This is a genomic window from Oceanisphaera submarina (assembly GCF_046521305.1).
Lineage (GTDB): Bacteria > Pseudomonadota > Gammaproteobacteria > Enterobacterales > Aeromonadaceae > Oceanimonas > Oceanimonas submarina.
The window spans coordinates 1-24,370 of record NZ_JBKGFN010000022.1; the positions used below are offsets into that span (position 1 = coordinate 1).

Consider the following 24,370-nt stretch of genomic DNA (forward strand, 5'->3'; position numbering starts at 1 on the left):
GTTGACTTTTAATCAATTGGTCGCAGGTTCGAATCCCGCACGACCCACCAGATTTGCATAGAAAATCCCAGGGTGATTAGCTCAGCTGGGAGAGCACCTCCCTTACAAGGAGGGGGTCACTGGTTCGAGCCCAGTATCACCCACCATAGTTTGTTTATACCACACTTCAGAAATCGAACTGTCGGGTCGTTAGCTCAGTTGGTAGAGCAGTTGACTTTTAATCAATTGGTCGCAGGTTCGAATCCCGCACGACCCACCATCTCCTTGTTGTTATCTCCCTCTTTTTACTGTTATTCCTATCTGTTCACTGCTAATTCCGTACCCGACTTGGGTTTAACGCCACTGTAACGTTATAATGCCCGCCATTGATGTTATCCGGATGGAACAACTGGAACCAGGACATGACTGAAGCTGTCGATATTTTCGAGTTTGACTACCCCTTTCCTGCCAAGCTGGCTCCGCTGACGGTTGATCAGCAGCTGGTATTGAAAGATGAAATCAAGGCGCTGCTCAAGGCCAGAAACGCCGTGCTGGTGGCCCATTACTATACCGACCCCGAGATCCAGGCACTGGCCGAGGAGACCGGTGGCTGTGTGTCCGACTCGCTGGAAATGGCACGCTTCGGCAAGGCGCATCAGGCCGATACCCTGATCGTGGCCGGTGTGCGCTTCATGGGTGAGACCTCCAAGATCCTGAGCCCGGAAAAAACCGTGCTGATGCCCACGCTGGAAGCCGAATGTTCACTCGATCTGGGTTGCCCGGCCGACGAGTTCACGGCCTTCTGTGACTCGCACCCGGACCACACTGTGGTGGTGTACGCCAATACTTCGGCCGCGGTGAAAGCCCGGGCCGACTGGGTGGTGACTTCCAGCATAGCGCTGGAAATTGTCGAGCATCTGGACAGCGAGGGGCATAAGATCATCTGGGCACCGGACAGACACCTGGGGGCTTATATAGAGAAGCAGACCGGCGCCAAAATGTTGCGCTGGCAGGCGGCCTGTATAGTGCACGACGAGTTTCGCGCCAAGGCGCTGAAAGAGCTGAAGGCACAGAACCCGGATGCGGCCGTGCTGGTGCATCCGGAGTCTCCGGCCTCGGTGATTGAACTGGCCGATGCGGTTGGCTCCACCAGCCAGCTGATCAAGGCGGCCCAGACGCTGCCACAGCAGAAGCTGATAGTGGCTACCGACAGGGGCATCTTCTACAAGATGCAGCAAGCCTGCCCGGACAAGGAAATGGTCGAAGCGCCGACCGGCGGCAATGGTGCCACCTGCCGTAGCTGTGCCCATTGCCCCTGGATGGCGATGAACGGCCTGGTCGCCATTCGCGATGCGCTGCGCGATGGTGGCAAGACCCACGAGATACAGGTGGATGAAGAGACCCGCATCAAGGCGATGATACCGCTGGAGCGGATGTTGAACTTCGCCGCCGAACTCAAGATGAAGGTCAAAGGCAACGCCTGAGCCCATTCAGTCGTCTGCTGGTTTGCGCCGAATAAAGTGGCGCCTACCGGGCTGGTACTCATTCGATGGGTATAAAAAAGCCGGAAGAGAATGCTCCCTTCCGGCTTTTTTGATCTTCAGCGTTTGCTGTTAGCGGTTTTCTTCTCCGCCCAGGGCTTCAATCAAGTCGGGAATAAAGCGTGACAGCTCGCCGGTAACCAGGGCGAAGTCGGCGTCGAATCGGGCGGCCACGTCTTCGCTGGTGACGTCGTCATTCTGCTCGCGCAGCTCTTCGGAAAACTTCAGTCGCTTGACGCTCATGTCGTCACTCAGCACGAAGCTGATGGTCTCGGCCCAGTTCAGCGCCAGCTTGGTCACCAGTTTGTCGGCTTCCAGGTGAGCCTTGATTTCTTCACTGAGCAGGTCCTGCTGCTTGGCGCGGATAATGCCGCCGTGCTCCAGAGCGGAGCGCAGCTCGGCTTCGTCCTCCAGCGCAAAGCCGGCCGGGGCGGTGCCTTCTTTCAGCCAGTCGGTCAGGGTCAGCTCGGGCGGTGTGGTCATGGCCAGTGGCACGACCGGCAAGGATCCTATGCTCTTGCGCAACAGGGCCAGCAGATCTTCGGCCCGTTTGGCAGAGCTGGCATCCACGGCGATGAAACCGGCCTTGGGGTTGATCCAGGCATAGGTCTGCTGAAAACGGCTGAAGGCCCGGGGCAACAGGGTGATGATGATCTCTTCTTTTATCGATTCTTTTTCTTTTTTCTTCAGCGCGCGACCCTGTTCGATTTCCAGCGCTTCCACCTTTTCGGCCACCATGTCGTTGACCACGGAGCCGGGCAGCATCTTTTCTTCTTTTTTGGCGCAGATCAGTATCTGGTCGTCGGCGATATGGGTCAGGGCGTGGCCCAGTTTGCCCAGCGGCGCTATCCAGCCGAACTTGGCCTGTTCCTGGCTGCCGCAGGGGCTGAAGGGCAGGGCTTCAAGCTGCTTTTCCAGATCTTCAAGGGTGACATCGAAAGGGCGGGTAAAACGATAAATCTGCAGGTTCTTAAACCACATAGCGTCCTCGGTAACGAGCCGGAAAAAACGCATTGTACTGCAAAGCGGCTTTGTGATCAGGTAGTCATTCCCGGCCAATAAAGGCCGATCCGGCTCACAGTGCCTGATTAAAGCCAATTCGATGTGGCGCCGCCTCTATACACTCAGGTAAACGAACGCCGGAGAGAAAGTGATGATACGACAAGCCACGCCCGAGGACAGCGATGCCATTCTGGATGTCTGGCTGCTGGCGTCGCTGCAGGCTCATGACTTTATACCGGCGGCCTTCTGGTGGCAGCAGCAGGAAAAAATGCGGGCCCGCTATTTACCATTGGCACAGATATGGGTTTGCGAAAGAGACGGCGAGGTACAGGGCTTTGTGGCGTTGGTGGACGATTATCTGGCGGCACTCTTTGTACGGCCCGACTGCCAGCAAAACGGCATCGGTCGGGCGCTGCTGGACATGGCCAAACATCAGCGGCAGCGGTTATTGCTCAAGGTATTCTGTGAAAACGATATTGCCGTTAATTTTTATCGTCGACAGGGTTTTTCCATTACGGCAGAAAGCACGGATCCGACAACGGGCCAGCCGGAGCTGCACATGAATTATCGGGCCGGCGTGGTTCGGCACGACACTTGTTCTCTTCCCAGACATGGTGGTGTCATAAATTCATAAAACTGTCACACTTGCTGCCAATAATGGTTATATGCGTAACCAAATCCGTAAGGACAGTTGAAACATGACACGGAAAATATTAGTAGTGGAAGACGAAGCCGCCATCCGCGAGATGCTGTGCTTTGTACTGGAGCAGAAGGGGTTTGCCACCGAGTCGGCGGAAGATTACGATCAGGCCCTGATGATGATTAAAGAACCCTACCCCGAGCTGATACTGCTGGACTGGATGCTGCCCGGTGGCAGTGGTATCCAGCTGATCAAGCATCTCAAGCAGGACGAGATGACCCGCCAGATCCCGGTGATCATGCTCACCGCCCGCGCCGAAGAAGAAGACAAGATCAAGGGGCTGGATGTGGGTGCCGACGATTACATTACCAAGCCTTTCTCTCCCAAGGAGCTGACCTCCCGTCTTAAGGCGGTATTGCGCCGGGTGGCACCGACGGCGGTGGATGACGTGATTGAAGTGCAGGGCCTCAAGCTGGATCCTGTCAGTCACAGAGTCAGTGCCAATCACCTGCAACTCGACATGGGCCCCACCGAATTCAAGTTGTTGCATTTTTTCATGACTCACCCGGAGCGGGTATACAGCCGCGAACAGTTGCTCAATAATGTGTGGGGCACCAATGTATACGTGGAAGACAGAACCGTGGATGTACATATCCGGCGGCTGCGCAAGGCGGTGTCGGAGTCGGGACACGACAAGTTGATTCAGACGGTACGCGGTGCCGGGTATCGCTTCTCAACGCGCCTATGAGGCCTGTATGCAGTTACAAGAATCCAGCCATGGCTTGTGGTGGCGGTTAATCTTCTACTATCTGGCTTTCTTTCTGCTCGGCCTGTTACTGGACAGGATAACGCTGGGGCTGCTGATAGGCACGGTATTGCATCTGTTGTGGCATTACCGTTTTCAGCACAAGCTGGCAGTCTGGCTGTGGCGTGATCGCAGCCTGACGCCGCCGGAAGGCCAGGGCAGCTGGGAAGCCATTTTCAACGGTATTTACCGCTTGCAGCAACGCCAGCGAGCCCGGCGGCGCGAACTGGCCAACCTGATACGTCGTTTTCGGGAAGGCGCCGAGGCGCTGCCCGATGCGGCCGTGGTGATCCGCCGCGACGGCAGCATCATCTGGTGCAACAAGCTGGCCCAGCAACTGCTGGGCTTCCGTTGGCCGGAAGACGCAGGCCAGCATATCGGCAACCTGATCCGGGCCCCCCTGTTTATCGCCTATATGGAGCGAGGAGTGTTTGATGAACCGCTGGAACTGCCGTCGCCGATTAACGAAGAAAAACTGATTGAGTGCCGCATTATGCCCTATACCGAAGATCAGGCCCTGCTGGTGGCACGGGATGTCACCCGCCTGCGCAGTCTGGAGCAGATGCGCAAGTCGTTCGTGGCCAATGTGTCTCACGAGTTGCGCACGCCGCTGACCGTACTCAAGGGCTATCTCGAAATGCTTGAAGATCTTCCTTCGGAGACGATGTGGCATAAAACCCAGGGCGTGATGCTGGAACAGACCCAGCGCATGGATGCCCTGGTGAACCAGCTGATGACCCTGACCCGCATCGAAGCTTCGGCCACCATAGATACCAGCAAGATTGTCGATATTCCGACCATGTTGGCGATGCTGGAGCAGGAGGCTGTGGCCCTGAGCGGCGACAAGCATCATGAATTCAGTTTCCAGGTGGATAACGGCCTCAAGGTGAGAGGCGATCAGGAGCAGTTGCGCAGTGCCATTTCCAACCTGGTCTATAACGCCATCCGCCACTCTCCGCCAGGCACCCGCATCAGGGTGGAGTGGGGCCTGGCGGGTCAGCATGGTCGCTTTGCGGTCACCGATAACGGTGAGGGTATCGCGCCCGGGCATATTGCCCGCCTGACCGAACGTTTCTATCGGGTCGACAAGGCACGCAGTCGCCAGACCGGGGGCTCCGGGCTGGGACTGGCCATCGTGAAGCACGCGCTTGGCCACCATGACTCCCACCTCGATATTCGCAGCAAGGTCGGCGAGGGCAGCTGCTTCAGTTTTATACTGCCCGAGCGGCTGCTGGTGCAGGATAACCCCAACCGGGCCATAGCCTGAGTCTGAGAACAGCGGCGATGGTTTTCCTGTCTGCCTGTCATAAATGTGTCACTTCGAGTTCATATAGTTGTCATCACCGGCGGCAATACTGACCGCGTCTTGTAAGACCGAACTCAGATTGGAGATTAAGGATGAAACTGAACAAACTGGTAACCGCTCTTGGTTTGACTGCCGCTCTGGCTTCCACCACTGTGCTGGCCGCCGTAGACAGCTCCCTTCCGGATTACGAGAAGGTCAGCGGTATTTCCGGCAACCTGTCTTCTGTGGGGTCTGACACCCTGGCCAACATGGCTACCCTGTGGGCCGAAGAATTCAAGAGAAGCTATCCCAACGTCAACGTGCAGATTCAGGCGGCTGGCTCGTCAACCGCACCTGCCGCCCTGACCGAAGGCACTGCCCAGTTCGGGCCCATGAGCCGCGCCATGAAGAGCAACGAGATTGAGGCTTTCGAAAAACGCTATGGTTACAAGCCAACGCCGGTGCGCGTCGCCATCGATGCCCTGGCGGTATTCGTGCATAAAGACAACCCCATCGAAGGCCTGAGCATCGATCAGGTGGATGCCATCTTCTCCAGCACCCTGAGCTGTGGCAACAGCGAACAAATTACCAAGTGGGGCCAGACTGGCCTGACCGGGGACTGGGGCAACCGCGACATCCAGCTCTATGGCCGCAATTCGGTATCCGGTACCTACGGTTACTTCAAGGATGAAGCGCTGTGCAAGGGTGATTTCAAGAACAACGTCAACGAGCAGCCGGGCTCCGCCTCCGTGGTGCAGTCGGTGTCTTCTTCTCTGAACGCCATCGGTTATTCCGGCCTGGGCTACAGCACCTCCAGCGTGCGCGCGGTGTCGCTGGCCGACGCCGGCTCTACCGACTACATTGCCGCCAACGCCGATAATGCCATCAGCGGCGACTATCCGCTGTCACGTTTCCTCTATGTGTACGTGAACAAGCACCCCAACCAGCCGTTGGGGCCGATGGAAGCCGAGTTCGTCAAGCTGATGCTGTCCAAACAGGGCCAGGAAATCGTCGATAAAGACGGTTATGTACCGGTACCTGCAGCGGTTATCGCCGCCGATCTGAAAAAGCTGGGTCTGAACTAAACCAGCCCATGTATTTACCGTCGTAGTGAAGATTCCCCGGGCCTCCCGGGGTTTTTTTTGCATTCTATTTATATGTTTTTTCATATGTCATTTTCTACCTCGCAGTCACAATACCCGGAAGGGAGAACAGGAATGAGTAGTAAAGCCGGCACCAATGGCTTCGGTCGCAGGGGCGTCAGGCTCACTTGCTGACCTTTGATTCGGTACACGGTCGCTGGGTCCATGAGGCGGTTGGCTGGGGGCGTATCTGGGCCTTAATCGCACCATGAACACAGGACTTGGGTTGCAGTAGTGGCGCTGGCCTTGCTGCTGTTGGCGGCGATCTTGTCGTTTAAACTGCCGAGGCGGCGAAAACCACTACCTGAACTCGAGTGATTCGGTCAATATAGGCAATAAATATGGCAAAGCGGCGATCAAGCCGCTTTTTTATTGTGTACAAGTGTGGCTAGATAGAGCCTAGATATAGGCCTACACAGGTACCGACAGGAGTCAGCATGGAAATCAGGAAGATCCGCAGCGGTGAAACAGGCAATATCTGGCGTTTGTTCCATGACACCGTGCACCGTATTAACCAGATCGATTACAGCACGAACGAACTGGCGGTATGGGCGCCTGATGAATATGACGAACCGCGCTGGGTCAGTCGTTTTATCCGCACACGCCCACTGGTGGCGATGGATGGCAAGTTTCTGCTGGGCTTTGCCGAGCTGGGGGACGATGGCCGTATCGATCTGTTTTATGTGCACCACGCCCATCAGGGCGAGGGGGTTGGCCGGGCGCTGATGCAGCGGATGAAAGCCGAAGCAGCCTCTCGAGGCTTGCCCAGGCTCTATTGCGAGGCCAGTATCACGGCGCGGCCGTTTTTTGAACGCATGGGATTTGTGTTTCTGGAGCAGCGGGAGCTTGAGCGCAGAGGCGAGCAGGTATCGGTGATGCTGATGGAATACAAGTTTTAAGAGACAGGATTGAAACGTGAGGTGTTTTTGCAGGCAATAAAAAACCCACCAGAAGGTGGGTTTTTTATTTGATTTGGTCGGCGTGAGAGGATTCGAACCTCCGACCCCTAACACCCCATGCTAGTGCGCTACCAAGCTGCGCTACACGCCGAATCGGGGCTCACTATATAGGGGGGGATTTCGCGCTGCAAGCCTCTTTTCTTCATTCTGGTTCGTTTGCCGAGTTCTTGTTCAGTCACGTGCTTTTTTCAATCTTTTCAGCGTATAAGTAATGCGACATAACCGGTGTGGTTTTGTCGTCATTCCGCACGTCTTCTTGTCATTTCCGCGAAGGCGGGAATCCAGAGCGTGTGGCGCAGGACAGTCGGGCTGCAGGTCATCAGCAAAGGCACTGGCCCCCGCCTTCGCGAGGGTGACGATAAAGGCAAGCTAGCCCCGAAATCCACATCCGTTATAGGATGTTGCTTATATTGTCTTCTTAAGCGGGTGCTAATGATAACCCCTGCTTGCAGCCGGTTTGGCTTTTGCCATAATACGCGCCCAACGGAGGCGGTAATGAATGAACAAGACGAATACTGGATGCGCCGGGCCATGATGCTGGCGGCAAAGGCCGAGGCGGAAGGCGAAGTACCGGTGGGAGCCCTGGTGGTGTTCAAGGGCGAATGTATCGGCGAGGGCTGGAACAAGTCCATCGGCAGCCATGATGCCACCGCTCATGCCGAAATCATGGCGCTGCGTCAGGCCGGACAGACTATCGGTAATTACCGACTGCTGGATTGTACCCTCTATGTGACCCTGGAGCCGTGCATGATGTGCGCCGGGGCCATGGTACACAGCCGTATTCAACGTCTGGTGTACGGTGCCGCCGATGCCAAGACCGGGGCGGTCGACTCGGTGCTGCGACTGCTGTCCACCCCAGGGCTGAATCATATGGTGGCCTGGCAGCCGGGCCTGTTGGCCGAAGACTGTGCCACCCAGCTCAGTGCCTTCTTCAGGCGCCGCCGGGCAGAGAAAAAAGCCGCCCGTAAACAGGCGGCGGAGTAAGCAGGTCTTTATCTCGGCCCCGGACAAAGGGGCTGCTGCTCCGACTCGCTTCAAGCACATCCATGTGACGCTCAGCACATGACATCCGATCGCCATGGCCGGCGGGAGTGCCAACATTGCAGGAGCCTTTGTTGGTCCTGTCATGTGGTGGTCGGCTGAGGCAATCCCCGTTGCCTCAGGAGCACTCTAACCAGACAAGGAGCCAGATGGGGGTAATTGACACTCACATGACATCGATGTCCACTACCAAATCGTCGCTGAGGGCTTCCAGCCGTGCCTGCAAATCGCCCAGGGTTTGACCATGGGGCAGGGTTAGGGTGCTGTTGGCTTCAAACAGCATGGTGCCGGTGGTGGGCGCCGGGTAGTTGTCGGTCTTGAGGGTTTTCACGCTGATATTGAGCTGGTTCAACACGTCCGTGACTTCGTCGATGATGCCCAACCGATCGTTGGCGGTGACGGTTAGCTTGAGTATCTGGCCGGGCTGCGCCGTCTGCTTGCCTTCCAGCAACTGTACCTGAAAGTCGGGCAACTGCTGCAAGGCCTGACCCAGGGACTCGCTGTGTTCTTCCGGTACCCGTATTTCGACGATACCGGCGAAATAGCCGGCAAGCTCGCTCATGGCGCTGGCCTGCCAGTTGCCGTGGTGTTGTTTGATTAACGTGGCCAGTTGCTTGACCAGGCCGGTCTTGTCGGGACCTATCAGGGTGGCGACCAGAGTTTTCATGGATTTTCTCCTTGTAAAAATACACTTGTAAAAAGGCATGGCTCGCTCGTTGAAGATAGATGGTTCCGACATTTTTTACCTGCACCCAGCTCACGGTTCACGGATGTAACAAAATTGTCATTTATTTGCCATAGAATAGGGACAACTGGAAATATATCGAGGTGACTGATGTCGACCGAAACCCAAACTCTGGCACTGTCGGGCAGCCGCAGACGCTGGTTTAAAGACCGGCTGGCGCATATAGGTGTGACCACGGGTGGCATACTGGTGCTGGTGGCCCTGCTGCTGATTTTTTTCTACCTGCTATATGTGGTGAAACCGATTTTCGATGGCGCGCGGGTCGAGCCAGGGCCTGAATTCAGCCTGGTCGAGTCCGGTACCGGCATTGGCAACACGGCATTGCTGGGCATCGAAGAGCAGAATGAACTGGTATATCGCTTCAACGACAGAGGCGAAGTCAACTTCTACTCGCTACCCGAGAAGGGCAAGCGGGTTTACAGCCTCAAGATAGAGGGTGAGGTGACCAGTGTTGCCCGCAGCATTACCGACAAGATGGTCGCCTACGGCTTAAACGACGGTCGGTTTATGGTGTTGTCGCCCAAGTTCAACGTCAGTTATCCGGATAATGTTCGTACCATAGTACCCGAAGTGGAGTTTCCCTTCGGCGAACAGCCGTTGGTGCTGGACGAGCAGCAGCGTCCCTTGAGTCAGCTCACCATAGCGCGCAACGGAGACGATTTTGCGGCGGCGGCCCTCACCGGTGATGGTATCGGCATCCTGACCCGTTTTGCCGGCAAGGAAAATTTCATCACCGGCGAGATTGAACTCAAGCCCACTCAGGTGACGATTCCTGGCTTGCCCGAGCAGGTGGATCAGCTGTTGCTGACCCCGAACCTGCGCTTCCTGTTCGTACGCAGCCATAACGATGTCTATATCTATGACGTACGTAACGTCAACAAGGTACGGCTGCGTAACGTGTTGACCATGAATGCCGCCGGCGGCAATATCAACTCCCTGAGCCTGTTGTCCGGCGGTAATTCGTTACTGGTGACTAACGACAATGGCAAGGTGTCCCAGTGGTTCGAGGTGACGCGCGACGGCAAGCGTGAATTTACCTTTATCCGGGAGTTCGAGGCCAACGGTGCCATAGTGCAGATAGCGTCCGAGGTGAACCGCAAGGGCTTTGTCACGGTATCGAGTAATGGCAGCCTGGATATCTTCCATACCACGGGCGGCTCTCGTCTGTTCTCGGAAAAGCTGGCCGGTGACGGTGCCTCGGCACTGGCGATGTCGCCTCGCAATTCCATGTTGCTGCTGCTCAATGGCAACCGGCTGTCCAGCTTCCATGTAGAGAACGAGCACCCGGAAGTCACCTGGCGCGCCATGTGGACCAAGGTGTGGTACGAAGGCTACCCCGAGCCGCAATACGTGTGGCAGTCCACCTCCGGTAGCAGTGACTTCGAGTCCAAACTGAGCCTGGTGCCCATCTCTTTCGGTACCCTCAAGGCGGCCTTCTATGCGCTCTTGTTTGCGGTACCCATCGCGATTGCCGGGGCCGTGTACACCGCCTACTTCATGTCGCCCGGTTTGCGCAAGGTAGTCAAGCCAACGGTGGAAATCATGGAGGCGCTGCCGACGGTGATCCTCGGGTTTCTGGCCGGTCTCTGGCTGGCGCCGCTGATCGAAACCCATCTGCCGGGCATCGTTATTCTGTTGGTGATGTTGCCGGTGTCGGTCTTGCTGATGGCCTTTGGTTGGCACCACCTGCCCAAAAACATCCGTAATGCGGTGCCCGAGGGCTGGCAATGCATATTGCTGCTGCCGCTGGTGATCTTGGTGGGCTGGATGTCCTTTGCCTTCAGCCCTGTGGTGGAAACCCTGTTTTTTGGCGGTAACGCCCGTGGCTTTCTCACCAACGAGCTGGGCATCGGCTTCGATCAGCGCAACTCGCTGGTGGTGGGTATCGCCATGGGCTTTGCGGTAATACCTACCATTTTCTCCATTGCCGAAGACGCCGTGTTCTCGGTGCCCCGGCACCTGAGCAACGGCTCCCTGGCCCTGGGCGCCACTACCTGGCAAACCCTGACCCGGGTAGTGATGCTGACTGCCAGCCCCGGTATTTTTTCGGCGGTGATGATGGGGCTGGGCCGGGCCGTGGGTGAGACCATGATAGTGCTGATGGCTACCGGCAACACGCCGGTGATGGATCTCAGCATCTTCAACGGCATGCGGACCCTGTCGGCCAATATCGCGGTAGAAATGCCGGAAGCCGAAGTAAACAGCTCACACTACCGGGTATTGTTTCTGGCGGCTTTGGTGCTGTTTGTATTTACCTTCATGGTCAACACGGTCGCGGAGTTTGTTCGCCAGCGGCTGCGTGACAAATACAGTTCAATGTAAGGGCGGGACGACTCATGACGAAATGGTTTAAATCGGGAGCGCCCTGGATATGGATGACCGGCGGCGCGGTCAGCATCAGCCTGGTGGCGGTGCTGGGGTTGTTGTTGTTGATTGGCTGGCGTGGCCTGACTTTTTTCTGGCCCCATACCATCTATGAATGGCAGATCAGCTCGCCGGCGGGTGAGCGTCAGGCCGTTATTGGTGAAATTCATGATCGGGAAGCGGTGCCGCTGGCCCAGTTGCGTGGCGCGGGACTGACGCTGGAAGGCGTCACCGACGATACCCTGACCCGTTATCTGGTCAAGACCGGTAACCGGGAGTTTGTGCAGCTCGATTTTCGCTGGTTGCTGGAAACCGACATTGTTTCCCGCCAGGAGCCGACAGAGCTTGCGGTGTTCGAACGTTCCACTCACGGTAACTTTTACGGTTATGTTGAGCGGGTGCTGGAAGGTGACCGGCCGGTGACGGGTGAGGTGCGCGATCAGCTCAAGGCGCGTATCGAGCGGGTCGGCGAACTGAACAGCGAGATGAAGAGCCTGCAGCGGGGCGAGATTGGCACCATCAACTTCGAGCTGGAAAAGCTGCGTTTAAAACAACGTCGACTGGAGCTGGATGGCGAAGCCACCGATGAGGCGCTGGCCGAAGTTCGGGCGAAGGAGCAACAGCTCAGAGCCGATTATCAGGTGCTGGAAAAACAGCTGTTTGCCCTGCGTGAAGAGGCACACCGCGATAATGTGGTGGTGCGGGACATGCGCGGCCAGGAAGTGACTCTGTCACTGGGCAGCGTGCTGGATGTGACCTGGCCCAACGACATGGGGCTGATGGCCAAAACACTGCACTGGTTCAAGGAAATCGGCAAATTTGTCAGCGGTGAGCCGCGGGAGGCCAACACCGAGGGCGGGGTGTTCCCGGCCATATTCGGCACCGTGTTCATGGTGATACTGATGGCCATTATCGTGACCCCGTTGGGGGTGGTGGCTGCTATTTACCTGCATGAATATGCGGGGAAGAACAACCTGACCAAGATTATCCGCATCGCGGTGATCAATCTGGCGGGGGTGCCGTCCATCGTGTACGGGGTCTTCGGCCTGGGGTTCTTTGTTTACATGGTGGGGGGATCGCTCGATCAGCTGTTTTATCCCGAGTCGCTGCCCACACCGACCTTCGGTTCGCCCGGTGTCTTGTGGTCGGCGCTGACCCTGGCCATTCTGACGCTGCCGGTGGTCATAGTGTCTACCGAAGAAGGGCTGTCACGCATCCCCAGCGCGGTACGGCAGGGCTCGCTGGCGCTGGGCGCCACCAAGGCGGAAACTCTGTGGCGCATCGTGATCCCCATGGCCAGCCCGGCCATCATGACCGGTCTTATCCTGGCGATTGCCCGGGCCGCGGGCGAAGTGGCGCCGCTGATGCTGGTGGGGGTGGTGAAGTTGGCACCCAGCCTGCCGGTGGACGGCAACTTCCCCTACCTGCATGTGGAACGTAAATTCATGCACCTGGGCTTTCATATTTACGATGTGGGTTTTCAGAGCCCCAACGTAGAGGCGGCGCGACCACTGGTATACGCAACCTCCTTCCTGCTGGTGACGGTGATAGTCGGTCTTAACCTGACCGCCATTGGTATTCGTAATCACCTGCGTGAAAAATTCCGCTCTCTTGACCAGTAAATTCAGGACAGCCCATCATTTTGAGGTAATAAGATGATTAATGTAGCAACCACCATGAGCGAGGATACGACCCTCGATCTCGGCAAACTGACGGACGAGCAGACGGCGCTGAAGATCCGTGACCTCAACCTGTTCTATGGCGCAAAGCAGGCGCTGTTCAACGTGGACATGAACATTGCCAAAGGCCAGGTTACGGCTTTTATCGGGCCGTCGGGCTGCGGTAAGTCGACGCTGTTGCGCTGTATCAACCGGATGAACGATCTGGTGGAAAATTGCCGTATCGAGGGAGAAATTCGGCTGCACGAGCAAAACATCTACGGCAAGGGGGTGGATGTGGCGGCTCTGCGCCGGCAGGTGGGCATGGTGTTTCAGCGGCCGAATCCGTTCCCCAAGTCGATTTACGAAAACGTGGTGTACGGCCTGCGGTTACAGGGTATCAACGACCGCCGCCGGCTGGACGAGGCGGTGGAACGTTCGCTGCGTGGAGCGGCGCTGTGGGACGAGGTAAAGGATCGGCTGCACGAGAACGCCTTTGGTCTGTCAGGTGGTCAGCAGCAGCGACTGGTGATTGCCCGGGCCATCGCCATCGAGCCGGAAGTCCTGTTGCTGGATGAACCAACCTCGGCACTGGATCCTATTTCGACGCTGGTGATCGAAGAGCTGATCAGCACCCTCAAGGAACAGTTTACCGTGGTGATAGTGACCCATAACATGCAGCAGGCGGCCCGGGTATCGGATCATACCGCCTTCATGTATATGGGGGAGTTGATAGAGTACACCGACACCAATACCCTGTTCACGACGCCGGCCAAGAAAAAAACCGAAGATTATATTACCGGGCGCTACGGTTAAGGAGCACAGCGATGATGGACAACAACAACCTCAAGAAACACATTTCCGGCCAGTTCAACACCGAGCTGGAGGGCGTCCTGAACCAGGTGTTGGTGATGGGCGGTCTGGTCGAGCAGCAGCTGACCGATGCCATTACCGCCATCCACAAGCAGGACCTGGAGATGGCCCGGCAGATAGTGGCGAAAGATCACAAGGTGAACGGACTCGAGGTACAGATAGACGAAGACTGTACCCGTATCATCGCCAAGCGTCAGCCGGCGGCCTCGGATTTGCGGCTGGTACTGGCCATTATCAAGACTATCACCGATCTGGAACGTATCGGTGATGTGGCCAAGCGTATCGGCATGATGCTGCTGGACAACGCCGACAAGAAGCAGCCGCCGCTGGTGTCGATGGAGAATATGGGCCGGCGTACCGTCAAGATGTTGCACGATTCTCTGGACGCCTTTGCTCGTATGGACGTGGAAGCGGCGATAGAAGTGCACAAGGAAGATGCCAGAGTCGACCGGGAATATGAGTCGATCATTCGTGAACTTATGACCTTCATGATGGAAGATCCGCGTTCTATCCCTCATGTGCTGAATGTGCTGTGGTGCGCTCGCTCGCTGGAGCGGGTAGGGGATCGGGTACAGCATATCTGTGAATACATCATCTATTTCGTCAAGGGCAAGGACGTGCGCCACACCAGTGACGAAGATATTCACAGCATGCTGGACCGATAACCGACAATGGTTGCCGGATTGGCCGAGGTGGTCTTTGCTTGTACAGAAACGCGCGCTGGCGCGTTTTTTGTCGGTTTTCCATGCAGGCAAGGCGATCTTGCCGGGGGAAGCGTCGGTGGCGTTCTGGCCTTGATTGTTGAAGATATGGACGAATTGAACCAGTAGGCTCTAGGTGTTTATGTCATTGAATTATATGCAATACTATAAAACAAGTGATTTTTTATGCACAATTTATAAAGATATTGTGAGCATTTTTTGTAATTCCACTTTGCCTCTGGCTCCCTTCACGGGGTAAACTATTCCTCCCAAGCGATTAGGGTTAGTGATCGGTCTTAAACATAACTACTGACAACTAGAATAGAAGAAGCAACTATGACGGAACGTACTCACCTCGGCACTTTACAAGTCGCTACCGTTCTTCATGATCTGGTAGTAAATGAAATCATCCCCGGTACTGGTGTTGAGCCAGCGGCTTTTTGGGCCGGCATGGAACAGATTGTCAACGATCTGGCTCCGAAGAACCGCACCCTGCTGGAAAAGCGGGAACAGCTGCAACGTCAGATTGATGAATGGCATCAGGCTCGCGCCGGCCAGTCTTTTGATGCGGCAGCCTACAAGCAGTTTCTGACCGACATCGGCTACCTGTTGCCGGCCGTCGATGACTTCGCCATCACCACCACCAATGTAGATGCAGAACTGGCAACCCTGGCCGGCCCTCAGCTGGTGGTACCGGTCAACAATGCCCGTTATTGTCTGAACGCCGCCAACGCTCGTTGGGGCAGCCTGTACGATGCACTGTATGGTAGCGATATCATCTCCGATGCCGACGGCGCCGAAAAAACCAGGGCGTTCAACCCGCGCCGTGCGGCCAAGGTTGTTGCCTGGGGGCGTAACCTGCTGGATCAGGCCGCACCACTGGCCAGTGGCAGCCACGTCAATGCCACCGCCTATCAGGTGGTTGACGGTCAGTTGCAGGTAATCCTGGAAAACGGTGACCTAACTACCCTGGCCGACATCGGCAAGTTTGCCGGTTACAACGGTGATGCTTCCGCTCCGGTTGCCGTGTTGCTGCGTAATAACGGCCTGCACATCGAGTTGCAGTTCGACCGCACCAACCAGGTAGGTAAAGACGACAAGGCCGGTATCAAGGACTTGCTGCTGGAATCCGCCCTGTCCACCATCATGGACTGCGAAGACTCCGTTGCCGCCGTTGATGCGGAAGACAAAGTTGGCGTGTATCGCAACTGGCTGGGGCTGATGAAAGGCACCCTGACCCAAAAGGTACAGAAGGGCGATAAAGAAATCGTTCGCAGCCTGAATCCGGATCGCGAATACCTGAACCCTCAGGGTGAGAAATTCGGTCTGCACGGTCGTAGCCTGCTGTTTGTTCGTAACGTGGGTCACCTGATGACCAACGAAGCGGTACTGGACAAAGACGGTAACGAAGTGCCGGAAGGCATTATCGACGGTCTGGTGACCTGCTTGATTGCCCTGCATGATTTGAAAGGCAACGGCAAGTTCAGAAACTCCCGTACCGGCAGCGTTTATATCGTCAAGCCCAAGATGCATGGTCCGGAAGAAGTCGCGTTTGCCTGTGAACTGTTCGCCCGCGTCGAACAGGTGCTGGGCCTGGCCAAGAATACCCTGAAGGTGGGTATCATGGACGAAGAGCGCCGTACCAGTGCCAACCTGAAAGCCTGTATCTATGAAGCCCGCGAGCGTGTTGTGTTCATCAACACCGGCTTCCTGGACCGTACTGGTGATGAAATTCACACCAGCATGGAAGCCGGCCCGGTTGTGCGCAAAGGTAACATGAAGCAGCAGGCCTGGATTGGCGCCTACGAAAACAACAACGTAGACATAGGTCTGGCCGCAGGCCTGCAGGGCAAGGCGCAAATCGGTAAAGGCATGTGGGCGATTCCCGACAACATGGCCGATATGATGGAGCAGAAAATTGCTCACCCCATGGCCGGTGCCAACACCGCCTGGGTTCCGTCTCCGACTGCCGCCGTGCTGCACAGTACCCATTACCATCAGGTGAATGTGAAGTCTCGTCAGGATGAGCTGAAGTCACGCGAAGCGGCCAGCCTGGACGAACTGCTGACCATTCCGTTGCTGGCCAATCCGGAAAAGCTGACTGCCGAAGACATTCAGCAGGAGCTGGACAACAATGCCCAGGGTATCCTCGGTTATGTTGTGCGCTGGATTGATCAGGGTGTGGGTTGTTCCAAGGTACCGGATATCAACGATGTTGGCCTGATGGAAGACCGAGCGACGCTGCGTATTTCCGCTCAGCACATCGCCAACTGGTTGCGTCACGGTATTCTGAGCAAGGATCAGGTGATGGCATCCATGCAGCGGATGGCCGCTATCGTTGATCAGCAGAACGCCTCGGATCCGTTGTATCGCAACATGGCTCCGGGCTTCGATGGTATCGCCTTCAAGGCTGCCTGTGACCTGGTATTCGAGGGCGCTACTCAGCCCAGCGGTTATACCGAGCCACTGCTGCACGCTTATCGTCGCAAGCTGAAAGCTCAGGGCTGATTCTCCTTGTTGCTGATAACAAGCTGCTGATAAAAAATTGCTGCTAACAATCCCCGGCCAGTCCGGGGATTTTTTTGCTTATAACGTTACCAGTAAACCGCATTAGCCGAAGTTGTATAATCGTGATCAACGCCGGATAAAAAACGGTATCCGGGCTGTTAACTATCTGTGTTTCCTGTCAATCTGACGGCAACCTCATCCCGTTATTCACACAGTGCCCGTTCATGATAAAACGTCTGGTTATCTCTCTTTCTGCCCTGATTTTCAGTGCCTTCCTCTTGATGGGAGGCAACACCTTCGTCATGACTTTGCTCGGGGTAAACCTGGGACTCAGGGGAATTGAGCCGACGCTGATCGGCAGCATCATGGTGTGTTACTCGGTGGGCTTTGTGCTCGGCTCCCTGTATAGCCCCCGGGTGATCAGGCGAGTGGGGCACATTCGAGCCTTTGCCGTATTCAGTGCCTTCCTGGCCAGCTCTACCCTTATTTTTCCACTGACCGACAGTATCTGGGTCTGGGCGTTGTTACGGGCTTTTGCGGGAATCGCGGTAGCTGGCAGTTTTGTGGTGATTGAAAGCTGGTTCAGTGCGGTGGCCACCAATGAACACAGAGCCACGCTGTTTTTTACCTATCAGATTTGTACCTACCTGGCGGCGACCGCCGGTCAGTTGCTGATTGGCCTGACCGATCCGGCGGCCTTCGTGCCTTTTACCCTGGGCGCCATCGCGCTGACCGCGGCCTTGGTGCCTCTTTCGTTGAGTCGGGTAGAAGCGCCAACCATAGAGCACAGTGAGCGCATCAGTGTTAAAGCCATTATCAAGGATTCACCGGTGGGATTGCTGGCGGCCTTGTGCTGCGGGATATTGATCAGCAGTTTTTATTCGATGGCGCCAGTCTATGCCATCGAAGTCGGCCTGCCGGTAGACCAGCTGTCTTATTTCATGGCGGCCTCGGTATTTACCTTTATTCTGTTTGCCTGGCCTCTGGGCCGGTTATGTGACCGGCTAGACCGCAGCAAAATCATGGTCTGGCTCAACGCTCTGATTGTCGGCAGCGCCCTGGGGGTGGTGTTCATAGGGCACCTGAACCTCTGGTTTCTGATTGGTTTTTCTTCACTCTATATGGGCATGGTGGCGGCTATCTATCCGGTAGCGGTGGCGATTACCAATGACCGAATGGAAGCTCATCACATCGTCGCTGCCAGCACCACCTTATTACTGAGCTATGGCCTGGGCAGCACTCTGGGGCCTATGTTCAGCTCCAGCATGATGACATGGCTCGGGGCTCAGGGGCTTTATTATGGCTGTGCCGGGGTGGCGCTGCTGCTGGGAATCTATACCTGGATCTGGCAGTGGCGTAGCACCTCGGTACCGGTGCTGGAGCAGGCTCACTATATCCAGACCCCGGCGGACACGGCCGGTATCATTGTCGAACTGGACCCTCGAAACGAAGAGTTTGTGGAAGTGCCGATGGAAGAGGTGTTTCCGCATATGGAAGCCGAGGAAATTGCCGAAGCGCAGGCTTGTCAGATGGAACTGGATCTGTCCGAATCCGAGTCCGGATCCCGGCCCGATACAGAGGCAAAAGAGCCGGTGCTGGTGCCGCACTGAGTCGCATAAGGTAATGGGACTTTATACAGTCATAAAACCGTCAACGGGAGATGTTAGGGTCAACTTGAGGTTTGTTTCACCAGCGAGGACAAGATCATGGATTATGTGCCGCAGATGATGCCCCACCTGTCGTTACCGCCTTGCATGTCGGCGGCGGATGATTGTTATCCGGCGCAGTTGCTGCGCTGGCTGCAGTATCAAGCCGACGACCCTGGTCGGGCCGATCAGCGAGAAATCGAGCTGGAAGGCGTTTGATTTCCCCCCTGTTTTGATGACTCTCCCGGTAGCCCTGGCCGCCGGGTTTTCCTTTTTAGGGCTCCATCACTTCCCCAGCCATTCCCCTTGGTTTCAATCCCCGTTAGACTTGTGCCTGATTTCAGTACCGGAAGGGAAATACCCGGTACCGCCTTTATGCCCACAGGAACAAGAGTAAATGATTCGAGTCGCCATTAACGGCTACGGCCGTATCGGACGCAGTGTATTACGGGCGTTTTACGAACGTGATTTGCACCGGTATATGAAGATCGTCGCCATCAACGAACTGGCCGAGCCAGAGGCCATGGCCCACCTGACCCGTTACGACTCCAGCCATGGACGTTTCGGCCGGGAAGTGACGCTGTTTCCGGGAGCCTTCGAGATTGAAGACGATATCATCCGCTTATGTCATGAACCCGATCCTGCCAGGCTGCCCTGGGCCGAGCTGGGCGTCGATCTGGTGCTGGAATGCACCGGTGTCTTGTCCAGTCGGGCCGATGCCCAGCAGCACCTGAAGGCGGGCGCCAAAAAGGTGCTGTTTTCCCATCCCGGCGACAACGATCTGGATGCCACCATCGTCTATGGCGTCAATCACCAGCAATTGACCGGCGATGAGTGCATTGTCTCCAACGCCTCCTGTACCACCAACTGTGTGGTGCCGGTGATAGAGACCCTGCACCGGGAGTTCAATATCAAGTGCGGCAACATCACCACCATTCATTCGGCGATGAATGATCAGCAGGTGATTGATGCCTATCATTCCGATCTACGCCGGACCCGCGCCGCCAGCCAGTCGATTATTCCGGTGGATACCAAGCTGGCCAAGGGCGTTGAACGCATACTTCCGCATTTTGCCGGTAAATTCGAGGCTATTTCGGTGCGAGTACCGACCATCAACGTGACTGCCATGGATCTGAGCGTGATTGTGGAGCGCCAGGTCATGGTCGAGGCAGTCAATCGGGTACTGCGCGAGGCCGCCGCCGGGTCGCTCAAGGGGATTCTCGGCTATACCGAGGCGCCGCTGGTCTCGGTGGATTTCAATCATGATCCCCATTCTTCCATCATCGATGGCACCCAGACTCGGGTCAGTGACGCCAACCTGATCAAGATGTTGATGTGGTGTGATAACGAATGGGGCTTTGCCAACCGGATGCTGGATACCAGTCTGGCCTGGCTCAAGCCGGTCGGTACGAATTAAAAAACACTAATACTGCTATATAGAGGACGTTTTATGTCTGTCATCAAAATGAATGAACTCGATTTGTCTGGCAAGCGGGTGCTGATCCGTGCCGATCTGAATGTGCCGGTTAAAAACGGCAAGGTCAGCTCCGACGCTCGTATCCTGGCTTCACTGCCGACTATCGAAGCGGCACTGGCTCAGGGTGCCAGTGTGATGGTGACTTCTCATCTGGGGCGCCCCACCGAAGGTGAGTATGCCGACGAGTTCTCCCTGCAGCCGGTGGTGAATTATTTGCAGCAGGCCCTGTCTGTGCCGGTGCGTTTGGCCCGTGATTACCTGGACGGGGTGGCGCTGGCCGCCAACGAGCTGGTAGTACTGGAAAACGTGCGCTTCAACAAAGGCGAGAAAAAAGACGACGAGGCCCTGTCTCGTCAGTATGCCGCCCTCTGTGACGTCTTCGTGATGGACGCCTTTGGCACTGCCCACCGGGCCCAGGCTTCGACCCATGGTGTGGCCCGGTTTGCGCCCGTCGCCTGTGCCGGCCCACTGTTGTCCGCCGAGCTGGAAGCGCTGGCCAAGGCGCTGGATAACCCGGCCCGTCCGCTGGTGGCGGTAGTAGGAGGCTCCAAGGTCTCCACCAAGCTGACTGTGCTGGAATCCCTGTCCGGCATCGCCGATCAGCTGGTGGTGGGTGGCGGTATTTCCAATACCTTCGTCGCCGCCGCCGGCCACAACGTGGGCAAGTCGCTTCATGAAGCGGATCTGATCCCGGAAGCGAAGCGACTGATGGCCAAGTGCGCTATTCCATTGCCTACCGACGTGCGCACCGCGACCGAGTTTTCGGACACCGCAGCGGCCACCCTCAAGGATGTGTCCGAAGTGGCCGACAACGAGCAGATCCTCGACTTGGGTGACGCGTCTGCCGAACAGCTGGCCGAAATCCTGAAAAAGGCCAGGACCATCATCTGGAATGGTCCTGTGGGTGTGTTCGAGTTTGAAAACTTCCGTCGTGGCACCGACATTGTGGCCAGGGCCATTGCCGAGAGTGACGCCTTCTCCATCGCCGGGGGCGGTGATACTCTGGCGGCCATCGACCTGTTCGGTATCAAGGACAAGATTTCCTATATTTCCACCGGCGGCGGCGCCTTCCTGGAATTTGTGGAAGGCAAGACGCTGCCGGCAGTAGCCATGCTTGAGCAGAGAGCTCGCGGCTAACCTGGGTTATTGATTTAAATCGGCAGGCATAGAATGCCGGCCGAACGCTTTCCAACAGGAGCAAGATAATGTCTCAGAAGATTTTAGATGTGGTGCAGCCGGGTGTCGTCAGCGGTGACGATATGCAGAAAATTTTTGCCATCGCCAAGGAGCAGGCGTTCGCACTGCCGGCGGTCAATGTGGTGGGCACCGAGTCGGTCAACGCCGTGATGGAAGCCGCCGCCCGGGTCAAGGCCCCGGTCGTGGTGCAGTTCTCCAACGGCGGCGCCGCCTTCTTTGCCGGCAAGGGCCTGCAGCTGGAAGGCCATCAGGCCGCTATTCTGGGCGCCATTTCCGGTGCCCGTCATGTACATGCGCTGGCCGAAGCCTACGGGGTGCCGGTTATTCTGCATACCGATCATGCTGCCAAAAAGCTGTTGCCCTGGATTGACGGTTTGCTGGACGCGGGAGAGAAGCACTTTGCCGAGACCGGCAAGCCGCTGTTCAGCTCGCACATGATTGACTTGTCCGAAGAAAGCCTGGAAGAAAATATCGAGATCTGCGGCCAGTACCTGGCGCGCATGAGCAAGATCGGCATGACCCTGGAAATCGAACTGGGTTGCACCGGTGGTGAAGAAGACGGCGTCGACAACACCGGCATGGACAGCGCGCTGCTCTATACCCAGCCGGAAGACGTGGCCTATGCCTACGAGAAACTGAGCGCCATCAGCGACAAGTTCACCATCGCCGCCTCCTTCGGCAACGTGCACGGCGTATACAAGCCGGGTAACGTCAAGCTGACGCCGCAGATCCTGGATAACTCCCAGAAGTTCGTGTCCGAAAAATTCGGTCTGCCGGCCAAGTCGCTGAACTTCGTGTTTCACGGGGGGTCCGGTTCTTCTGCCGAAGAAATCAAGGAGTCCATCGGTTACGGCGTGATCAAGATGAACATCGACACCGACACCCAGTGGGCAACCTGGGCCGGCGTGATGGCGTACTACAAAGACAAGCAGGATTACCTGCAGGGCCAGATTGGCAACCCGGACGGTGACGATAAGCCGAACAAGAAATATTACGATCCACGAGTCTGGCTGCGTGAAGGTCAGAACAGCATGATTGCCCGTCTGGAGCAGGCATTCACCGAGCTGAATGCGATTGATGTATTGTAAGTAATTTATTGATTTTATTTTTAAATACCGGCCTAGCGCCGGTATTTTTGTTTTCAAGTTCAAAAATTGAACTTTCATTCTAAATAATAGAACTGTGGTGGTGGGGACCCGTTGGGATGCTTCGATTAAACAGAATGGAAGGTTTCAATTGTGACCTATAGTATGGTCGCAGTGAACAAGGTTTTCGTTACGGGAGAAGAACATGGAACAGATGCAACAGGCAGCGATGGTCACCGTTTTGAACGGCACGGCTTTCATGCTGGACAACTCCGGTGACAAAGTGGCTTTGATGCAGGGTGATATGCTTCCCCCCGGCACCGTCATCATGACAGAAGCGGGCAGCAGCCTGGTCGCCATTGGTGATGACTTCAGACTGCAGCTGAATGAAAGTAGCCTGACGGGAATTCCCCGCGAGCAATTCGAGCTGGCGTCTGTTCCTCCCGTATTGAGTAACGTCGGCGATGATATTGCCGCCATGCAGGCCGCGATTTTACAGGGGCAAGATCCTACCGAGGCCTTTGAAGCGGCGGCGGCGGGTCTGGCACAGAATGTATCCAGCAGTATCGGTAGTCTGGACGGCAGCGGTAATGGCGGCTTTGTGCAGATTTTACGTACCGGTGACAGCCGTATTGCCGAAGCCGGGTTTGATACCGGTGTTGAGGGGGCTGAAGATAACATCACTAGTACGCGAGAGGCGCAAAGTAGAAGTGCATCGGTTGCAGAGTCGTCTAATAACGCGCCGGTAGCGAGCAGTACCCAGCTCACCGTGGCGGAAGAAAGCACCGACATCGGGCTGAAGCTGAGTGTGCCGACCGATGCGGACGGCGACAGCCTGACCATCACGGTGACGGGGCTGCCGAGCCTGGGTCAGGTGACCCTGTCCGACGGCACCGCGGTGACTCTTGGCCAGGCACTGACTTCGGCCCAGCTGGAAGGCCTGCAGTACGATGCGCCGGCCGACTACAATGTCGACGACAGTGTGGGTGAGTTCAGCTATGCGGTCGATGACGGCACCACGACTACCACCGGCCGCGTGACCCTCGTGGTCACCCCGGTCAACGATGCACCAGTGGCAAGCAGCAGCCAGATTTTGGTGGCGGAAGAAAGCACCAACACCGGGCTGGGGCTGAGTGTGCCGAGCGATGCGGACGGCGATTCTCTGACCATCATGGTCACCGGGCTGCCGACGCTGGGTCAGGTGACCTTGGCCGACGGCACTGCGGTGACCAACGGACAAACCTTGACCTCAGCCCAGCTGGAGGGCCTGCAATACGACGCGCCGGCGGATTATAACGGCACCGATCCCGTGGGCGAATTTACCTACTCGGTCGCGGACGACACCACCAGCACTGCGGGTCGCGTACAAATTGGCGTGACCGCAGTCAACGACGCGCCGGTGGCCAAGGCCGATATGGCAACGACCGACGAAGACACCTCGATGACCATCGATGCGCTGGCCAATGACACTGATGTTGATGGCCCGGCGCTGAGTGTCAAGTCGGCCACGGTGTCGGCCGAGCAGGGCACGGTGAATATCGTGGATGGCAAGCTGGTGTTTACGCCGGCAGCCAACTTTAATGGCGAGGCGACCATCAGTTACGTCGCCACCGATGGCACGTTGGACACTGAAGTGACCACAGTGACGGTCACCGTCACCCCGGTCAACGACGCGGCCGAGGTCGGCGGAGACACCGGCGGGCGCGGCCACGAAGACAGCGC

Annotated in this window: 20 protein-coding genes and 3 tRNA genes; 20 read left to right on the forward strand and 3 right to left on the reverse strand. The window is 56.6% G+C overall.

The annotated features are described in order from the left end of the window. Nucleotides 1–70: 70 nt before the first annotated feature. The 3 genes from ACLEIV_RS16375 (at nucleotide 71) to nadA (ending at nucleotide 1,463) form a co-directional block, all read left to right on the forward strand. Nucleotides 71–146, forward strand: a tRNA-Val gene (locus ACLEIV_RS16375). 37 nt (nucleotides 147–183) lie between these two features. Continuing rightward, nucleotides 184–259: transfer RNA gene (locus ACLEIV_RS16380), tRNA-Lys, on the forward strand. A gap of 142 nt (nucleotides 260–401) precedes the next feature. Further along, complete coding sequence (gene nadA, locus ACLEIV_RS16385) at nucleotides 402–1,463, forward strand: quinolinate synthase NadA (protein ID WP_410457697.1); 1,062 nt, start codon at nucleotides 402–404, stop codon at nucleotides 1,461–1,463. Nucleotides 1,464–1,592: 129 nt separating this feature from the next. Here nadA and rdgC read toward each other — a convergent pair whose 3' ends face one another. After that, entirely contained in the window at nucleotides 1,593–2,501 is a 909-nt protein-coding gene (rdgC, locus tag ACLEIV_RS16390) for a recombination-associated protein RdgC (protein WP_410457698.1), read from the reverse strand. Between the two features lie 172 nt (nucleotides 2,502–2,673). On the opposite strand from rdgC, the gene ACLEIV_RS16395 reads away from it, so the two are divergent. The 5 genes from ACLEIV_RS16395 to ACLEIV_RS16415 all read left to right on the forward strand — a co-directional run bounded on the left by ACLEIV_RS16395 (nucleotide 2,674) and on the right by ACLEIV_RS16415 (nucleotide 7,293). Further along, on the forward strand, nucleotides 2,674–3,156 hold the full coding sequence (locus ACLEIV_RS16395; protein WP_410457699.1) for an N-acetyltransferase: 483 nt from the start codon (nucleotides 2,674–2,676) through the stop codon (nucleotides 3,154–3,156). 64 nt (nucleotides 3,157–3,220) lie between these two features. Continuing rightward, nucleotides 3,221–3,910: a phosphate regulon transcriptional regulator PhoB gene (phoB, locus tag ACLEIV_RS16400; RefSeq protein WP_410457700.1), complete on the forward strand. Its 690-nt coding sequence runs from the start codon at nucleotides 3,221–3,223 to the stop codon at nucleotides 3,908–3,910. A gap of 7 nt (nucleotides 3,911–3,917) precedes the next feature. Continuing rightward, nucleotides 3,918–5,234, forward strand: a complete 1,317-nt coding sequence (gene phoR, locus ACLEIV_RS16405; protein WP_410457701.1) for a phosphate regulon sensor histidine kinase PhoR — start codon at nucleotides 3,918–3,920, stop codon at nucleotides 5,232–5,234. A gap of 131 nt (nucleotides 5,235–5,365) precedes the next feature. Then, entirely contained in the window at nucleotides 5,366–6,337 is a 972-nt protein-coding gene (locus ACLEIV_RS16410; protein WP_410457702.1) for a PstS family phosphate ABC transporter substrate-binding protein, read from the forward strand. Nucleotides 6,338–6,831: 494 nt separating this feature from the next. Beyond that, nucleotides 6,832–7,293: a GNAT family N-acetyltransferase gene (locus ACLEIV_RS16415; RefSeq protein ID WP_410457703.1), complete on the forward strand. Its 462-nt coding sequence runs from the start codon at nucleotides 6,832–6,834 to the stop codon at nucleotides 7,291–7,293. Between the two features lie 74 nt (nucleotides 7,294–7,367). On the opposite strand, the gene ACLEIV_RS16420 is transcribed toward ACLEIV_RS16415, so the two are convergent. Further along, nucleotides 7,368–7,444 (reverse strand) — tRNA-Pro (locus ACLEIV_RS16420). Between the two features lie 404 nt (nucleotides 7,445–7,848). Between ACLEIV_RS16420 and tadA the strand changes: the two genes are divergently transcribed. Then, entirely contained in the window at nucleotides 7,849–8,337 is a 489-nt protein-coding gene (gene tadA / locus ACLEIV_RS16425; RefSeq protein WP_410457704.1) for a tRNA adenosine(34) deaminase TadA, read from the forward strand. 223 nt (nucleotides 8,338–8,560) lie between these two features. Here the strand turns inward: tadA and ACLEIV_RS16430 are convergent, their stop codons facing one another. Next, on the reverse strand, nucleotides 8,561–9,061 hold the full coding sequence (locus tag ACLEIV_RS16430; RefSeq protein WP_410457705.1) for a glycine cleavage system transcriptional repressor: 501 nt from the start codon (nucleotides 9,059–9,061) through the stop codon (nucleotides 8,561–8,563). Nucleotides 9,062–9,229: 168 nt separating this feature from the next. On the opposite strand from ACLEIV_RS16430, the gene ACLEIV_RS16435 reads away from it, so the two are divergent. The 11 genes from ACLEIV_RS16435 to ACLEIV_RS16485 form a co-directional block, all read left to right on the forward strand. Further along, nucleotides 9,230–11,461: an ABC transporter permease subunit gene (locus tag ACLEIV_RS16435; protein ID WP_410457706.1), complete on the forward strand. Its 2,232-nt coding sequence runs from the start codon at nucleotides 9,230–9,232 to the stop codon at nucleotides 11,459–11,461. A gap of 14 nt (nucleotides 11,462–11,475) precedes the next feature. Beyond that, entirely contained in the window at nucleotides 11,476–13,125 is a 1,650-nt protein-coding gene (gene pstA, locus ACLEIV_RS16440) for a phosphate ABC transporter permease PstA (protein ID WP_410457707.1), read from the forward strand. A gap of 33 nt (nucleotides 13,126–13,158) precedes the next feature. After that, nucleotides 13,159–13,977, forward strand: coding sequence for a phosphate ABC transporter ATP-binding protein PstB (pstB, locus tag ACLEIV_RS16445; RefSeq protein WP_410457708.1), 819 nt, complete (start codon nucleotides 13,159–13,161; stop codon nucleotides 13,975–13,977). A gap of 14 nt (nucleotides 13,978–13,991) precedes the next feature. Continuing rightward, entirely contained in the window at nucleotides 13,992–14,699 is a 708-nt protein-coding gene (phoU, locus tag ACLEIV_RS16450) for a phosphate signaling complex protein PhoU (protein ID WP_410457716.1), read from the forward strand. A gap of 372 nt (nucleotides 14,700–15,071) precedes the next feature. Continuing rightward, the gene (locus tag ACLEIV_RS16455; RefSeq protein WP_410457709.1) at nucleotides 15,072–17,243 is read left to right on the forward strand and encodes a malate synthase G; all 2,172 of its coding nucleotides are present in this window, start codon (nucleotides 15,072–15,074) and stop codon (nucleotides 17,241–17,243) included. Between the two features lie 224 nt (nucleotides 17,244–17,467). After that, nucleotides 17,468–18,853 carry an MFS transporter gene (locus ACLEIV_RS16460; RefSeq protein WP_410457710.1) on the forward strand — a complete coding sequence of 462 codons (1,386 nt, stop codon included), beginning with the start codon at nucleotides 17,468–17,470 and terminating at the stop codon, nucleotides 18,851–18,853. A 96-nt stretch (nucleotides 18,854–18,949) separates the two neighbouring features. Next, a complete protein-coding gene (locus ACLEIV_RS16465) occupies nucleotides 18,950–19,108 on the forward strand; it encodes a hypothetical protein (RefSeq protein ID WP_410457711.1) in 159 nt (52 codons plus the stop codon). A gap of 178 nt (nucleotides 19,109–19,286) precedes the next feature. Further along, nucleotides 19,287–20,306, forward strand: coding sequence for an erythrose-4-phosphate dehydrogenase (gene epd / locus ACLEIV_RS16470; protein ID WP_410457712.1), 1,020 nt, complete (start codon nucleotides 19,287–19,289; stop codon nucleotides 20,304–20,306). 33 nt (nucleotides 20,307–20,339) lie between these two features. After that, a complete protein-coding gene (pgk, locus tag ACLEIV_RS16475; RefSeq protein ID WP_410457713.1) occupies nucleotides 20,340–21,503 on the forward strand; it encodes a phosphoglycerate kinase in 1,164 nt (387 codons plus the stop codon). A gap of 68 nt (nucleotides 21,504–21,571) precedes the next feature. Then, nucleotides 21,572–22,651: a class II fructose-bisphosphate aldolase gene (gene fbaA / locus ACLEIV_RS16480; protein WP_410457714.1), complete on the forward strand. Its 1,080-nt coding sequence runs from the start codon at nucleotides 21,572–21,574 to the stop codon at nucleotides 22,649–22,651. Nucleotides 22,652–22,853: 202 nt separating this feature from the next. Next, nucleotides 22,854–24,370 (forward strand): retention module-containing protein (locus tag ACLEIV_RS16485; protein ID WP_410457715.1); only part of this gene is annotated, 1,517 nt, incomplete at its 3' end.

Coding starts and splice junctions, on each gene's coding strand:
- ACLEIV_RS16415 (WP_410457703.1), top strand. CDS start 6,832: ATGGAAATCAGGAAGATCCGCAGCGGTGAAACAGGCAATATCTGGCGT.
- nadA (WP_410457697.1), top strand. CDS start 402: ATGACTGAAGCTGTCGATATTTTCGAGTTTGACTACCCCTTTCCTGCC.
- ACLEIV_RS16410 (WP_410457702.1), top strand. CDS start 5,366: ATGAAACTGAACAAACTGGTAACCGCTCTTGGTTTGACTGCCGCTCTG.
- ACLEIV_RS16455 (WP_410457709.1), top strand. CDS start 15,072: ATGACGGAACGTACTCACCTCGGCACTTTACAAGTCGCTACCGTTCTT.
- pstB (WP_410457708.1), top strand. CDS start 13,159: ATGATTAATGTAGCAACCACCATGAGCGAGGATACGACCCTCGATCTC.
- ACLEIV_RS16465 (WP_410457711.1), top strand. CDS start 18,950: ATGGATTATGTGCCGCAGATGATGCCCCACCTGTCGTTACCGCCTTGC.
- ACLEIV_RS16435 (WP_410457706.1), top strand. CDS start 9,230: ATGTCGACCGAAACCCAAACTCTGGCACTGTCGGGCAGCCGCAGACGC.
- phoU (WP_410457716.1), top strand. CDS start 13,992: ATGGACAACAACAACCTCAAGAAACACATTTCCGGCCAGTTCAACACC.
- ACLEIV_RS16395 (WP_410457699.1), top strand. CDS start 2,674: ATGATACGACAAGCCACGCCCGAGGACAGCGATGCCATTCTGGATGTC.
- rdgC (WP_410457698.1), bottom strand. CDS start 2,501: ATGTGGTTTAAGAACCTGCAGATTTATCGTTTTACCCGCCCTTTCGAT.
- fbaA (WP_410457714.1), top strand. CDS start 21,572: ATGTCTCAGAAGATTTTAGATGTGGTGCAGCCGGGTGTCGTCAGCGGT.
- phoB (WP_410457700.1), top strand. CDS start 3,221: ATGACACGGAAAATATTAGTAGTGGAAGACGAAGCCGCCATCCGCGAG.
- ACLEIV_RS16460 (WP_410457710.1), top strand. CDS start 17,468: ATGATAAAACGTCTGGTTATCTCTCTTTCTGCCCTGATTTTCAGTGCC.
- epd (WP_410457712.1), top strand. CDS start 19,287: ATGATTCGAGTCGCCATTAACGGCTACGGCCGTATCGGACGCAGTGTA.
- ACLEIV_RS16430 (WP_410457705.1), bottom strand. CDS start 9,061: ATGAAAACTCTGGTCGCCACCCTGATAGGTCCCGACAAGACCGGCCTG.
- pstA (WP_410457707.1), top strand. CDS start 11,476: ATGACGAAATGGTTTAAATCGGGAGCGCCCTGGATATGGATGACCGGC.
- phoR (WP_410457701.1), top strand. CDS start 3,918: ATGCAGTTACAAGAATCCAGCCATGGCTTGTGGTGGCGGTTAATCTTC.
- pgk (WP_410457713.1), top strand. CDS start 20,340: ATGTCTGTCATCAAAATGAATGAACTCGATTTGTCTGGCAAGCGGGTG.
- tadA (WP_410457704.1), top strand. CDS start 7,849: ATGAATGAACAAGACGAATACTGGATGCGCCGGGCCATGATGCTGGCG.